13 protein-coding genes are annotated in these 14,278 nt (G+C 50.1%); all 13 read right to left on the minus strand.

The annotated features are described in order from the left end of the window. Window positions 1-102: 102 nt before the first annotated feature. Window positions 103-2,646 carry an ATP-dependent Clp protease ATP-binding subunit gene (locus B2633_RS02515; protein WP_483168962.1) on the minus strand — a complete coding sequence of 848 codons (2,544 nt, stop codon included), beginning with the start codon at window positions 2,644-2,646 and terminating at the stop codon, window positions 103-105. A gap of 39 nt (window positions 2,647-2,685) precedes the next feature. Beyond that, the gene (locus tag B2633_RS02520) at window positions 2,686-3,786 is read right to left on the minus strand and encodes a protein arginine kinase (RefSeq protein ID WP_483168963.1); all 1,101 of its coding nucleotides are present in this window, start codon (window positions 3,784-3,786) and stop codon (window positions 2,686-2,688) included. Further along, entirely contained in the window at window positions 3,767-4,279 is a 513-nt protein-coding gene (locus B2633_RS02525) for a UvrB/UvrC motif-containing protein (RefSeq protein ID WP_483168964.1), read from the minus strand. The genes B2633_RS02520 and B2633_RS02525 overlap by 20 nt, the downstream gene beginning before the upstream one ends. A 13-nt stretch (window positions 4,280-4,292) precedes the next feature. Further along, window positions 4,293-4,730, minus strand: coding sequence for a CtsR family transcriptional regulator (locus B2633_RS02530; RefSeq protein ID WP_483168965.1), 438 nt, complete (start codon window positions 4,728-4,730; stop codon window positions 4,293-4,295). Between the two features lie 439 nt (window positions 4,731-5,169). Next, window positions 5,170-7,305 carry a pilus assembly protein PilM gene (pilM, locus tag B2633_RS02535; RefSeq protein WP_483168966.1) on the minus strand — a complete coding sequence of 712 codons (2,136 nt, stop codon included), beginning with the start codon at window positions 7,303-7,305 and terminating at the stop codon, window positions 5,170-5,172. Window positions 7,306-7,329: 24 nt separating this feature from the next. Beyond that, on the minus strand, window positions 7,330-8,079 hold the full coding sequence (locus tag B2633_RS02540) for a WecB/TagA/CpsF family glycosyltransferase (protein ID WP_483168967.1): 750 nt from the start codon (window positions 8,077-8,079) through the stop codon (window positions 7,330-7,332). A 115-nt stretch (window positions 8,080-8,194) separates the two neighbouring features. Then, window positions 8,195-8,947 (minus strand): flagellar basal-body rod protein FlgF, encoded by a 753-nt coding sequence (gene flgF, locus B2633_RS02545; protein WP_483168968.1) that lies wholly within the window; start codon window positions 8,945-8,947, stop codon window positions 8,195-8,197. 81 nt (window positions 8,948-9,028) lie between these two features. Next, window positions 9,029-10,060, minus strand: a complete 1,032-nt coding sequence (gene mreB, locus B2633_RS02550) for a rod shape-determining protein MreB (protein WP_481041671.1) — start codon at window positions 10,058-10,060, stop codon at window positions 9,029-9,031. Between the two features lie 82 nt (window positions 10,061-10,142). Beyond that, window positions 10,143-10,403, minus strand: a complete 261-nt coding sequence (gene spoIIID, locus B2633_RS02555; protein WP_481041673.1) for a sporulation transcriptional regulator SpoIIID — start codon at window positions 10,401-10,403, stop codon at window positions 10,143-10,145. 87 nt (window positions 10,404-10,490) lie between these two features. After that, window positions 10,491-11,351 (minus strand): stage II sporulation protein D, encoded by an 861-nt coding sequence (spoIID, locus tag B2633_RS02560; RefSeq protein ID WP_483168969.1) that lies wholly within the window; start codon window positions 11,349-11,351, stop codon window positions 10,491-10,493. A gap of 176 nt (window positions 11,352-11,527) precedes the next feature. After that, entirely contained in the window at window positions 11,528-12,769 is a 1,242-nt protein-coding gene (gene murA, locus B2633_RS02565; RefSeq protein ID WP_481041677.1) for a UDP-N-acetylglucosamine 1-carboxyvinyltransferase, read from the minus strand. 33 nt (window positions 12,770-12,802) lie between these two features. Beyond that, window positions 12,803-13,537: a YwmB family TATA-box binding protein gene (locus B2633_RS02570; protein ID WP_483168970.1), complete on the minus strand. Its 735-nt coding sequence runs from the start codon at window positions 13,535-13,537 to the stop codon at window positions 12,803-12,805. Between the two features lie 308 nt (window positions 13,538-13,845). Continuing rightward, the gene (locus B2633_RS02575; protein ID WP_483168971.1) at window positions 13,846-14,247 is read right to left on the minus strand and encodes a secondary thiamine-phosphate synthase enzyme YjbQ; all 402 of its coding nucleotides are present in this window, start codon (window positions 14,245-14,247) and stop codon (window positions 13,846-13,848) included. Between the last annotated feature and the right edge of the window lie 31 nt (window positions 14,248-14,278).

The raw sequence follows: 14,278 nt of genomic DNA on the forward strand, positions 1-14,278 counted from the left end.
GTAAGGAAGGCGGCTATGCCGCCCGCATTTCGGCGCACAATTCGCGCTAGCGCTCATTGATGTTAAAAGGCCGGGAAGCGATCTTCCTGGCCTTTCCTTGTATTACAACTCTTTGACTGCCATCTGGCCGTCCTGACCGTCGATCATAGTGTCGCCCGGCTGCACGATTTTCTTTTTGACTACAATCTGTCCATCCTGACCATCTATCAAAATGGTATCGCCGGGCTGCACGGTTTTCTTAAGGATCTCTTCGGATACGGCATCTTCAATGAGTCTTTGCAGGGCCCTTTTCAAAGGCCGGGCGCCATAGGCCGGTTCGAAACCTTCTTTCATGATGATGGCCTTGGCCGCATCGCTGATTCGCATCTCATAGCCGTTTTCCTCCACCCGCTTGAAGAAGTCTTTAAGCAGCAACTCCACGATTTGACGCAATTCGTCTTCAGACAGGCTCTGGAAAACAATCAACTCATCCACCCGGTTGATAAACTCGGGCCGGAAGGTATGCTTGAGCTGTTCCATGATCCGGTCCTTCATGCGGTTGTAGTTTTCGGCTTCGTCAATCGCGGTGCTAAAGCCGACTTTATTGCCGCTCTTGATCATCTGGGCTCCTACGTTGGAAGTCATGATCAAGATGGTATTACGAAAATCAACCGTTCTTCCCTGCCCGTCCGTGAGCCTGCCATCTTCCAATACCTGCAAGAGGATATTGAACACATCAGGATGAGCCTTTTCGATTTCATCCAGGAGAATGACCGAGTAAGGCTTACGGCGCACCTTCTCGGTAAGTTGGCCACCTTCGTCGTAACCGACATAGCCGGGAGGAGATCCGATCATCCTGGATACGGCGTGTTTCTCCATATATTCCGACATATCAAGCCGTATCACGGCCTCTTCGGTGCCAAACATGGCCTCGGCCAGGGCTCGGGCCAATTCAGTCTTACCGACCCCGGTGGGGCCCAGGAAAACAAAGGAGCCGATAGGCCGTTTGGGATTCTTCAAACCGGCCCGGGAGCGCCGCACTGCCCTGGATATGGCCTGTACCGCCTCCTCCTGTCCGATCACCCTCTGGTGTAAGACCTCTTCCAGATTCACCAGGCGCTCACTTTCCTCGGCTGCCAGTTTGCTTACCGGAACTCCGGTCCAGTTGGAAACGATGCTGGCGATCTCTTCTTCGCCTACTGAACCCACGGTGAGATTGCGCTGGTTGACCCATTCCTTGCGGTCGTTTTCAATCTCAGTTTTGAGCCGTTGCTCTTCATCGCGCATGTAGGCAGCTTTTTCATATTCCTGGGCGTTGATCGCCTCTTCTTTCTCTTTAATAAGTTCCTCTAATTTGGCTTCTTTGGCTTTTAGTTCATCAGGCACAATATAATTGATCAGTCGTACCTTTGATGAGGCCTCATCGATAAGATCGATGGCTTTGTCGGGAAGAAAGCGGTCGCTGATATAGCGCGCCGATAGACGCACCGCCGCTTCTATGGCCTCATCGCTGATTTTCACCCCATGATGCGCTTCATAGCGATCGCGCAGGCCCTTGAGGATTTCAATGCTCTCCTCCTGACTGGGCTCATCCACCAGAATAGGTTGGAAGCGCCGTTCCAAAGCGGCATCCTTCTCAATGTGCTTGCGATATTCGTCCAGGGTAGTGGCCCCCACACATTGGAACTCACCCCGAGCCAGGGAGGGCTTCAGAATATTGGCGGCATCAATAGCACCCTCGGCAGCACCGGCCCCAACAATAGTGTGCAATTCGTCTATGAAGATAATGATATCCCCGGCCCCTTTGATCTCCGCGATGATTTTGGTGAGTCGATCTTCAAATTCACCGCGGTATTTGGTCCCGGCGATCATGGAGGATAGATCCAGGGTAACCACCCTTTTGCCTCCCAGAATCTCAGGGACCCGGTTTTCCATGATGCGCTGGGCCAATCCTTCCACTATGGCGGTTTTGCCTACCCCGGGATCACCGATCAAAACCGGATTGTTTTTGGTGCGGCGGGATAAAACTTGTATAACCCGCTCAATTTCCCGGTTGCGGCCGATTACAGGATCCAGGCGGCCTTCGGTGGCATCCTGGGTCAAGTCCCGGCTGAAGGCGTCTAAAGTCGGGGTTTTGCTCTTGCCTTTCCTTTTGGATTGAGGCGGCACGGGAGTAGGGGGCTGTTCGTTATAGGACTGACCGCCCTGATGGTTTGAAGGGGTCTCTCCTCCCAGGAGGATAATGACCTGTTCCCTGACCTCATCCAGCTTGAGCGACATAGATATCAAGACCTGTCCGGCTACGCCTTCTTCTTCCCTCAACAGGGCCAGAAGCAGGTGCTCGGTGCCTACATAATTAACCCCCTGCAGGCGGGCTTCGTCAAATGCCAGATTGAACACTTTTTTAGCCCGCGGCGTGATGGGCAGATCTCCGGCCTGCTGTTCCCGGGCGGTATTGCTTTCTCCCATTACTTTGGTAACTTCTTCCCTCAGCTTCTCCAGATCCACACCCAGGCTGAGCAAGGCCTTGGCCCCCACCCCTTCACCTTCACGCAGCAAGCCTAACAGTATATGTTCGGTGCCTATTGCGGGATGGTTCAATTGTTTAGCTTCTTCCTGAGCGTGTAGGACCGCGTTACGGGCACGTTGTGTAAACTTTCTGAACATAGTCGCATATCCTCCTTTTCAAGCCCGAAGGCTTATGGTTTATTTTCTGAACAAAATATCTTTGATGACTTCAGCCCTCTTTATATCACGTTGAAATGCATCCATCTCCTGCCCGGCTCTTTTTTGCAGGTGAGCCGGCCTGATGGCTACAATGAGTTCGTTAATGGCAGTTGCCTGAATATGAGTGATGAGTCCCAGGTCTACACCCAGACGCAGGTCAGACAGCAGAGTTAAAGCCTCGTTGGAACTGATGATACCCGCATGGCTCAACAACCCATAAGCCCGGCCGATCCTGTCCTGCAGCTGGTAGGCCATACCCTTCTGCAAGCTGTCCCTCACCCTGCGCTCCTGTTCAATAATCTGGCGTGTTACCAGGGTCAGGTTATGGCAGATTTCTTCTTCACTTAGTCCCAGTGTCACCTGATTGGAAAGCTGATAGAAATTGCCCAGTATTTCAGTGCCTTCGCCATATAGACCCCTGACAGTCATCCCCAGCTGGCCGATATTGTGAAAAATGCGGTTGGTTTGGGCCGTCATGGCCATCCCTGGCAGATGCAGCATTACCGAAGCCCTCATCCCGGTGCCCACATTAGTGGGGCAGGCGGTCAGATAACCGCGGTATCCGTCAAAAGCGTAGGTTAGAACCTTTTCCAGTTCATCATCCAGCATCTGCACTGCATCATTGCATTTTTCCAGGTCAAAGCCCGGCAACAGGCCCTGTATTCTCAGGTGATCCTCTTCATTGATCATTATGGACCGTGAACCGTCTTCATTAACCAGCAAGCCCCGATAACTGTCATTGAAGTGAGCGTGCTGAGGACTGATCAAGTGCTTTTCCATCAGTATCTGGCGGTCCAGTTCAGAGAGCTGATCAAAGGTCACCCCCTGCAGGGACCGCAATGGCTCATATTCACTCTGGGAGCAAGCCTGCTTTACCAGATCTATGACTTTTTTTCCGGTTTGTTCATTCAACAGATGCGGAAAAGGGACCGCATCGAGATTTCGAGCCAGCCTGACCCGGCTGCTTATGGCTACATCCGTTTCGGGTCCGGCGGAACTGTCCATCCAACCAACATGAGTGCTATACAATAAAGAATCAATACCCATCTGGATATCACCTCTAATCCAGCTTTTTTTCAATTTCTTTTAATGCATCCCTAATTTCAGCGGCTTTCTCATAATCTTCTGCCAAAATCGCGGACTGCAGCTGCTCCTTTAAGTCTTCAACCTGCCGTTTTATCCTGGTCTTTTCTCCGCTGCGCAGCGGTATTTTGCCGGTATGCTGGCTATTGCCGTGAATCCTCTTCAGTGCTGATTCCAGCTCATCCTCAAAAGCCTGATAGCAGTTCGGGCATCCCAGTTTACCAGTGTTGCGTATATCCATAAACCTGACCCCGCAATTCTGGCAGGTAGCCTGTGTGGTGGGATTGGCCAAACCCGCACCTTGCAGGGCTTGATTTCCGCCCAAAAATCCTCCCAGCAGGTTAGGGATGTTGAACTGGTTGGGATCAAACATCAAGGCGCCTTTTTTGGCTGCGCACGATGGGCATAAATGCATTTCGCTCTTCTGCCCATTGTACATTTCGGTTAAATGGACTGTAGCCGGTTTCTGTTTACATTCATCGCACTGCATAATCTATAGCCTCCTAGTCGGTCTGCAAGCCGGAATATCGGGCCATGGCCTCAACCAGCTTGGATAAAACCAGATGTCGCTGTTCTTTGGAAAGATCCATAAAAAGAGTAAACAATAAGTCCTGGAGCAAGCGGGCTTCAGATTCTCCCAGATGCTGGTCCTCCTTTAAATGAGCAATCAGATCCTTTATATCAGCCTGCACCCGGCTGCAACTACCGGCATCTGATTTAACGCGGGTAATGCGCACAAAGCCCTTGCCGCCGCGTCTGCTTTCAGTGATATAGCCGTCTTTATAGCTGAAGCGGGTGGACAATACATAAGTCACCTGCGAGGGCACACATGAAAAGGTTTCAGCCAACTCGGCCCGCTGTATTTCTATCTGCTGAAGATCACTGCGGTTGATCAACACCTTAATATATTGTTCGATTCGGTCAGTTATGCTTCTTCTCAAGGCCAGATCCCCTTTGACTATTATTGACCTTTAAGTTTATTTTAATAATAAAATAGAGAAAAGTAAACGAAAATCCTTTTATTAGAAAGACTGATAATTTTCGCTCCGGCCAAACTCCCTTTTTAGCGTTAAGTTAAAAACCGGCTCTGGCCTGAAGTATGAGCGTCCCTTGGTGTTAAAGCGGTTATTGCCGTTTATACTTAAGCATTCCAAACTGGTGGTGTGGCTAGTGCTAAACCTATTGTTGCCGTTCGAACGGCAAAATAGCAAAAACGCCCCTGTCCTTTGCCGGACTATCAGCCATAAACGGGCGGGCTGCCTCTGCAGAGCCGTTTTTACCGGCAGTATGACAGTACAAAGCTGGCTTTTGCAGAAACAAGAAAGGGAGTCCTTGTATTAAAGGATTCCCTTAAGCAGCTGAACGAGTATATAAAAAGTTCTACTCTTCCCAGAATACTTCGATGCGGTCGCCAGCCTTGATGGGGGTAGTAAAACCGGCCTCACTCCCGTTAACTTTCAACACCAGCCTGGCGTTGAGGTTAGGATTCAAGCCATAAACCTGAAATATATCGCTCAAAATGGCACTGCTGATGCTGTGATCCAGACTGATGGTGCTTCCGTCGATCAACTCCGCGGTTGTAGGGACCGGTTTTCCGTCCATCAGTATGCCGGCTCCCGGGGCGTTTATCACCAGTTCCTCATCATTGACGTAAACCCGCAACCGGCATGCATCAGTATCTTCCAGGATCTCTTGCAGAATCGGATGGGGCGGTAAGAGAGTGTACGTCACCTCAGCCTCCCAGGGAACCACATCATCGAGCTGAGCAGGTTGACCATTGACTTCCACCTTGATGGGAAGCCATACTATTTGCTTATCTTCGTTCCCCAGGACAAAAGCATAAGACCTCGACTGCAGCTGGTATTCTGGAACCCCGGCTTCCTGCAAAATGTATTTCAGGGAGTTGGCTGGTTGAAAATCCACCCGGGCACGGTCGGGGATTTCGAATCCGGGACTGGCAACTTCCCGGCCATTAACAGTTATCAACGGTTTGATGCGCAATTGCCGGCCGTTCACCTTAACCTCCCCGGCTCCAAGGTCAAACAGGTCTGATAAGGCTACCCGGGCATCCTGACCGCTGCAGCCGGGTACGAATTCGATCTGATCGCCATGATTCAAAGGGGTGTCAAGAGTTGCTGCCTGGCCATTGACCTGCACTATTGGCGCGGTTCCTAGCGTTCCCGGGAATGCCTTTATCTTGCCATTAATAGTTACTGTCTTGCCCAAACCTGGCCTGCCGTATATGCTGGCTAAAGATGTGCCCGAGCTCAGCAGGGCATTGCCTACGGTCATTTCCCCCACATTCCACAGCATCAGGTTAGCCTGATTCAATGTAACAGTAATGAAGGGCAGCGGGGGAAATATGAAGGAGTGGTAAGCAATACCCAGCGGCGTCACCCCCTGAGGCCCCTGCAGGTTGGGGTGCTGACAGCGAATGGCCTCGAAGCCCTCTGCAGTACGTATTCCCACTCTGTTATGGGGCAGTTCCAATTGATCCGCCAGGGTCGCAATCAGCGAAGGGGTCAGGCTGCCCCCACCTACACAGACCACCGCATCCGGTGGTTTTTGGTTTAAATCCAGTATATGCCCTGCAATCTTGCCGCTAATATCGTTGATCATTGGCTGCAGTTGGGCCAGCATAGCCTTACTGTCTACCATGCCGCTATTCTTGAGTATATCTTTAATCTCTATGGTTTCCCCAAGAGCTATTTGACGCTTTACATCTTCGGCATGATGAAAATCCAACAGATAATGCGAGGCCAGGGTTTCGGTGAGTTCATCTCCGCCCATCGGAACCATGGCATATGCGGTAATATTGCCTTCTTTCACCACAGCGATGTCGGAGGTGCCGGCTCCTATATCGACCAGAGCCAGGTTCAACAGGCGTAAACCGGGGGGAATTGCTACGGATAGGGCCGCGATTGGTTCCAGGGTCATGCTCAACAGCTCCAGGCCGGCGCGCTTTAAGGCGGAAAACAAACTGTCTACCACCACCCGGGGCAGAAAGGTTGCTATTGCCTCAACTTCTATAAATCCGCCCACTTGCCCCACCAGGTTTTGAATATATTGATCTTCAAGGCGGTAATAGACTACGCTGTATCCCGCGCAAAAATATTGTGCGTCTCCTGATTGCTGAGTTTGATCCTGCAACAATGCGATGCGGGCTTGCTGTACGGCTTCGATTTCCAGCGCCCGGACTTCATCAAGGCTGATTTCGTGCAGCAAGCCGCGTTTGGCCTCGGCCTTGCCTACCGAGGTTTTGAGGGCCCTTCCCGCAGCTGCCACCGCGGCAGCGGTGAGCGGGATCTGCAGTCTTTCCTCCAGGATCCTGGTTATCCTGCGAATGGTTTCCGCTACTGCATCTACATCATGAATCTGACCATCCATCATGGCCCGGGTCTTGTGTTCAATCATTTCACTATCCAGAACCTGCAAATGATCTTCTTGCTTTTGCATAACCAGGCCCACGATTTTTCTGGTTCCAATGTCCAGGGCATATATAGTCTGATGTTCCACCTCAAACCCCCTTATCCGTACCAATCAGGACAAGAATCTGTTTCTTTTTAAACCTTCGACCAGAATACTGATAGCAAATAAGGGCAGGGTCAACTGCCGCTTGAAACGGCTGGGTTCAGTAAGCAAACGATACAGCCATTCCAGGTTAAACCTGATGAAAAACCCTGGAGCCCGTTTTTTTATCCCCGCAATTACGTCCAGGCTGCCTCCAACCCCGATCCTGACCGGGATCTGGAGTTCCCCAAAATGCTCCCTGATCCAAAACTCCTGTTTGGGCGCACCCAGGGCTACGAATAATATCCGGGCTGAAGAGCTGTTTATATCCTCCACAATGCCCGGAACTTCCTGTGCAGTAAAATACCCGTCGTGACAGCCTGCTATTTTCAGGCCGGGACAGCGTTGGCCGAGTGCCCGGGATGCTTCAAGGGCTACCCCCGGAGCAGCTCCCAAAAGATAAATCGGCCAGCCCATCTTTGCGGCCTTTTCGGTCAATTTCAGCATCAGGTCAATCCCGGTAACACGCTCCGGAACCTGATAGCCCAGATAGCGGGCTCCCCAAACCACACCGATGCCGTCTGCGGTAACCAGGTCGGCCTGGCTGATCACCCGCTGTAAATACTGATTTTTTCTGGCCTGATAAACAATCTCAGCATTTAGGGTAATCACATGCATAGCCTGGTTGATTTGAATACCCCGGGCAATTATCTCCAGGCATTGGGCCATACTGACCGGATGCAGTTTGCTTCCTAATATATTAATCTGGGAAAGCGTCATACTTCACCACCATTATGATCTTACCCATTAATGTATTTAGCGAAAGGTGAAACATTCTCCTGCTTATGGATATAAACAGAAAATCCCGCCTCAAAAGGCGGGATGTCATCAGCTTCTATCCCAGAGCACCGACTTTATCAATGGCGGCCTGGGTCAGTTCATCTTCAGCCTGCACTACCTTCTGCAGCATTTCATAAGACCTGACTGCCTCCAGCAATGTAACCATTTCTTTGACGGCATTGACATTGGATTGCTCCAGATATCCCTGCATCAACCGGGGATCCTCAGCAGCCCGATAGGCACTTTCAGCAGAATACAGGTTTTCACCGTCTTTCGCCAGGCTTTCAGGATCGTCAAAGACGACCAGCTGCAGGGTATGGAGAGTGGCGCCGTTGACAGTTACATTGCCCTGGCTATCCACGGCAAAACCGGATTCAACAAAAACGTAGTCCCCATTGTGGTCCAATAGCGGGTATCCCTGGCTGGTGGAAAGCAGACCGTCAAAATTGACTTTGAAGTTGCCGTTGCGGGTGAAGCGTTCCCCCCGGGGGGTTTCGACCACAAAATAAATCTCCTCACCCAGGGCCAAATCAGAAGGATTACCGGTCTGTGTCATACTGCCGGTACTGAAATCGGTATATACTCCGCTGATCAGCGCGCCGCTGCCGAGTTGGCCAATGCTCTGCGGCATTGAGCGGGGGTTCGCGCCTTCCTGCCGGGTGATCTCCATTACCGGGTAGGCGGAGGATACCGCCAATTGGCGTTTAAAACCGTTGGTGTTGCTGTTGGCGATGTTGTTGGCGACGATATCCTGTTTGGTCAGCTGCAGCATCATTCCAGAGGCCGCATTATACATCCCTTTAACCACAAATGATCCCTCCGCTCCCATACTGGTCCCATGTATTGACACACTTTAATATAGTATCGGCATTGGGGGGAAGCAACTTTACTATAACAAACGTTTTGGTCCTTTTCTCTTGGAACCTTTTAATGCAGACATCTCTTCCAAAGCCTTGCCAGTGCCGCGGGCCACACAGGATATGGCGTCATCAGCGATATGTACGGGCAGATTGGTTTCCCGTGTAAGGAGTTCATCCAAACCGTCCAGGAGCGAGCCCCCCCCGGTCATGACTATGCCGTTATTAACTATATCCGCAGCCAGTTCCGGCGGGGTGATTTCCAAAACCTTTTTAACCCCGTCGACGATGGCCTCAATGGGTTCCTGTAAAGCTTTGAAACATTCTGCTGAGGTGATCTTAATATTTTTAGGCAGGCCGGTCAAAAGGTCGCGCCCCCGCACTTCAATAGACCTTTCCCGATTCTGCGGGGTGACGCAGGCAGTTCCCACCTGGATTTTGATGTCTTCAGCGGTGCGGTCCCCAATGAGCAGGTTGTGTTCACGCCTGACGAAACGGATAATGGCCTCGTCAAACTTATCTCCTCCCACCCGCAGGGAAGTGTCGCAAACGATTCCGCCCAATGACAAAACCGCGATATCCGAGGTGCCACCTCCGATATCAACTACCATATTGCCGGTGGCGTCTGATATATTGACCCCGGCTCCCAGGGCTGCGGCCAGTGGTTCCTCAACGATATAGGCCTGTTTGGCCCCTGCCGACAGAGTAGCCTGACTGGCAGCACGTTCTTCCACATCAGTGGCCCCGGTGGGGATGCACACGATTACCCTAGGTTTAAAGAACAACTTGCGTCCGATAACCTTGCGGATAAAATAAGTAAGCATCTTTTCGGTCGTATCATAATCAGCGATAACTCCATCTTTCAGTGGCCGGATAGCGACGATATGACCAGGCGTCCTGCCCAACATCTGGCGTGCTTCTTCTCCGACGGCAATGATGCGATTGGTGTTTTTATCTATGGCTACTACTGAAGGCTCGTGAAGTACGATCCCTTTACCTTTTTTAAAAACCAGAACACTGGCGGTACCCAAGTCTATTCCGATATCCTCTCCGGCGAACAGCATGAAAAGCAAGACCCTCCTATGGTAAATATTGATTATAAACATTGTAACTGTTATCCCGGGGGATTGCTATGGTTTTGGAGAATCAGCTGCTTATATGCGTCGAGGCATATTTTTGCCGGGTGGCTTCTCCACCGCGAATATGCCTTTCAGCCTTGTTTTTGTCGAGAACTCCTTTCACTTGATCAGCCAGCTTTTCGTCAATCCGCGGTAGTCTTTCGGCTACGTCTTTATGCACCGTGCTTTTACTAATCCCGAACACTTCTGCTGCTTGCCGGACTGTGCTGGAAGTTTGGAGAATGTATTGCGCTATCTTGACCGCTCTCTTTCTAATGTAGTTTTGCATTTCAAACCTCCCGACTAGAGAATTGTTACAGTATATTCACTAGTCCAGAGGTCGAGAACAAAGGACAACGGTTAAAATGATACCGTGTCAATAATTTAATGATAAGACTTCAATTTGTTGATAGTAGTGCTGTAGAATTTGTTTGTAGTCTTTTTTGGCAGCCGCCATTCCGCCGGCCCCATACTGACACAGCCCCAAGCCATGCCCGTATCCCCGGCTGTTGACAATTAAACTGCCATTGTCAAGAGAGAGGCTCCACCAGGTGGACGGCAAACCCAGCGAGCGGCGAAAAGTCTCGGCATAAAGAGACTGCCCATTCAACTCCAATCGGAATACCCGGCCGGCTTCAGTGCGGGATGTGATCTTTAAGCTTATTTTATTATTGGGGGATGTCTTTATAAGGTTTTTTAAATCCTGGGGGCTGAATACCTGCTGTGATTCGTAATAGCGCGAGGCCTGACAATAATTGCATTCAACTGATCTTAGATAGGGTATGTCCCTCCCCGTGGTTGCCAGGGCGCTTTCGGTTTTCCCGCCGCAAGTGGAATGATATAGGGCGTCTATGGGCTGATTTTCATAAACCATGATAATTCCCCTGGTAGTTTCCACCGCCTTCTCGATTTTGGACCATAACTCCCGATAATTAGAAGGATTTCGCCTGGCAAACTCTTCAGCCCCGATGTAGGCTTGACAGCTGTTGATATCGTCAGATAAGTGAGCCCCCCTGGGATAGCTGCGTCCTTCGATGATCTTGCGGACCGCATAAGTTCGCGCGCAAACTGCCTGAGCTTTAAGTGCTTCCGGGCCAAATCCGGCCGGCATTTCCGCGGCCACCGTTCCCGCCAGATATTCTTCCAAGGCCAGTTCGATCACCCGATCCTCACCTGATAAATAAAGTTTTATTACAGGTTCTTGCGTGATTTTGGGAGTTTTGAACTTTTGGATCATGAGGATTGATCCCAAAATAACTGACAGGATTAAGACAGCAAAAAAAATTAGTTTTGATTTGTTCCTAAAACTGCGTATTCTCATACTGTATTTATATGGGATCAAAACTAAGATATGACTTCACTTATATTTTGGCGAGGTGGCTTGATCCATGGCGGGACAATGCCTAAGAGGTTTTACATATGATATATGTTTGCTCCCAGGCTGTTGAGTTTAACCACGATGTTTTCGTAGCCTCTGTCTATGTGTTCACTTTCTTCAATTATAGTCTGACCGTTGGCAGTCATAGCGGCTATGAGTAAAGCCGCCCCGGCGCGCAGATCGGTAGCTTTAACGGTAGCTCCGCTTAATTGCGGTATTCCTCTTATTACCGCGGTCCTGCCTTCAGTGGTAATCTGTGCTCCCATGCGCAGGAGTTGATTGACATGCATGAAGCGGTTTTCAAATACTGATTCGGTCACGATGCTGCTGCCCCGGGCTGCGCATAGATAAGCCATAAATTGGGCTTGCATATCGGTGGGGAATCCCGGGTAAGGCAGGGTTTTAATATAAACCGGTCTTATTTCCTGCCAGCGGGAAACATGTATAGCATCGGCTTGTTCTTCGACCTGAGCGCCGCTCTCAATCAATTTAGCTGTAGTGGCCTTGAGGTGTTCCGGGATTACATTATTGATTATGACATCACCGCCGCTGGCGGCTGCAGCCACCATATAGGTTCCGGCTTCAATGCGGTCTGGGATTGGCGTGTAAGTGGTTCCTGCCAGGGAGTCCACTCCTTCCACTTTTATGACATTACTGCCGGCGGAACTGACTCTGCCTCCCATGCAGTTGATAAAACCGGCCAGATCGACTACCTCTGGTTCAAGGGCAGCATTTTCTATGTAGGTGGTGCCCCTGGCTAAAGCGGCCGCCATCATAATATTTTCCGTCGCTCCTACACTGGGAAAGTCTAGATAGATATGCGTCCCTTGAAGCCGGCGAGCGGTAGCGATAACACACCCGCCGGTCATTTTTATCGACGCGCCCAGAGCCTCGAAACCCTTTAGATGAAGATCGATCGGACGGGTCCCTATCGCACAGCCCCCCGGCAGAGATATTCGCACCTGCCCGCGCCTGGCCAGCAAGGGTCCCATGAGCAGAAATGAGGCCCTGATCTGCCGGGATAATTCGTAATCAGGGACATTATGTTGCGGGATGCCGCTAATAATCAGTTTATCCTGACTGTATTCCACTTTAAGACCCATCTGATGTATCAAAGCCGAGATAATATGAACATCGCGAATAAGAGGTACTTGCCTGATGACAACGGTGCCGCTGCTCAATATGCTGGCGGCCAGTATCGGGAGTATGGCGTTTTTCGAGGCGTTAACCATAATTTGGCCTTTCAGGCGAGTTGATCCAGAAACCAATATTTTCAAGGCATTAACCTCCGAATTAGCTTGTCATAGCGATTAATAATCTCCAAGAATAAAAGGGCTGCCGATCATGATTACAGACTTTCCGTCAGTTTGGTTGCGGATTACTGTCTGTACATTTATGTGATGATTCCCGACCCATTCGGGTATGACCATATCACTCAGGATTTGGCTGTATCCCGACAAACTCATCACCCGGTCATCAACATACACTTCTTTGGTTTTAGCTTCCAAATCCTTCATAACTGCCTGCAGCAGCTGCTCCTGCGTTTCGCTGTCGGTTGGTTCAGGTAGATATGCACTGAATAAATAGTAATGATGCCAATCCCAACCGGCTATGTTTTCCAGTTTATGCACCCAATCTCCCGTATCAGTCTCTGCCTCCCTGGTATAATAGGTAAAGATGATGTTAGTGCTGTCGGTTTGATAGTCTGCTTGGATTACAACTTTCAGATAGCTGTTTTTTTGTTCAATTTTGCATTCTCGGCGCGCTGTCCCTTCAGAAGCCTCACCTTTAACCGGGATGTCAGTCAAATCAAGGCTGGCCAAGACGGTTTCAGCGATCTGGTCGAGTTCCTGAGGAGTGGCTGCTGAATTTATTTTGGCCCAACTGTCCAGGCGAGATTCGAAGGAAATTGCACCGATTGATGCAAAAGATAGTGCAATTGGAGAATGCACTGCGGTTACGTTGCCATTGGTATAATCGATACGCTGCTCACAAATAGCTACACATAAGGCAAAAATTATCACATACATCAAAATTTTTTTCATTCATCTCACCTCACCAGGAATGATGTCCGGTATCATGATTCTTGCCTCCCAACCTGGCTTTTATTCCTTTATCCAGGATAAGGAGGGTCTTCGATTTACTGACATGCCTGAAAGATGTCCATGTTTTTTAGGGACTTCGGACATAACGGGATTTCCCCAGGTTATTCCTGGACAAACAGCAATTGCGGTGATTTTCATACCAACATAAAAAGCCCAGGTCACTGATATCAGTCAAAACCTGGACCATTTTTAGGCTATAAATAAATTGTGCTCTACCATAGTATATTTGCGGGAGCAAATCTGTATTTTCAGTCACTCTTGATGTAAACGTAATAAGAGCGTTGCCTGGGGCCGTCAAATTCGCAGAAGTAGACGCCTTGCCAGGTTCCCAGAAGCAAACGGCCTCCGCAGACCGGGATATACTGGGAGAAGCCTATCAGGCTCGCCTTGAGGTGGGCAGCGGAATTGCCCTCTCCATGACGGTCGCGCTTGTGCTCCCAGGGCGCCATTTCCTCCAGCCGCATTAGAACATCATGAATAACCTTTGGGTCAGCATTTTCATTGATGGTCACGCCTGCGGTGGTATGCGGGCAGTACACCAGGAGCAGTCCGTCCTTTATCCCGGATTTGTTTAAGAGCTCTTTTAATTGGGCTGAAATATCAATCATCTGGGTGTGCTGCCGGGTATGCAGATCCATTTTGTAGAGCATATTATCACCTCATACACTGAATCGGCGGTTT

The sequence above is a fragment of the Syntrophomonas sp. UBA1041 genome, from assembly GCF_002316705.1.
Classification (GTDB): domain Bacteria; phylum Bacillota; class Syntrophomonadia; order Syntrophomonadales; family Syntrophomonadaceae; genus DTU019.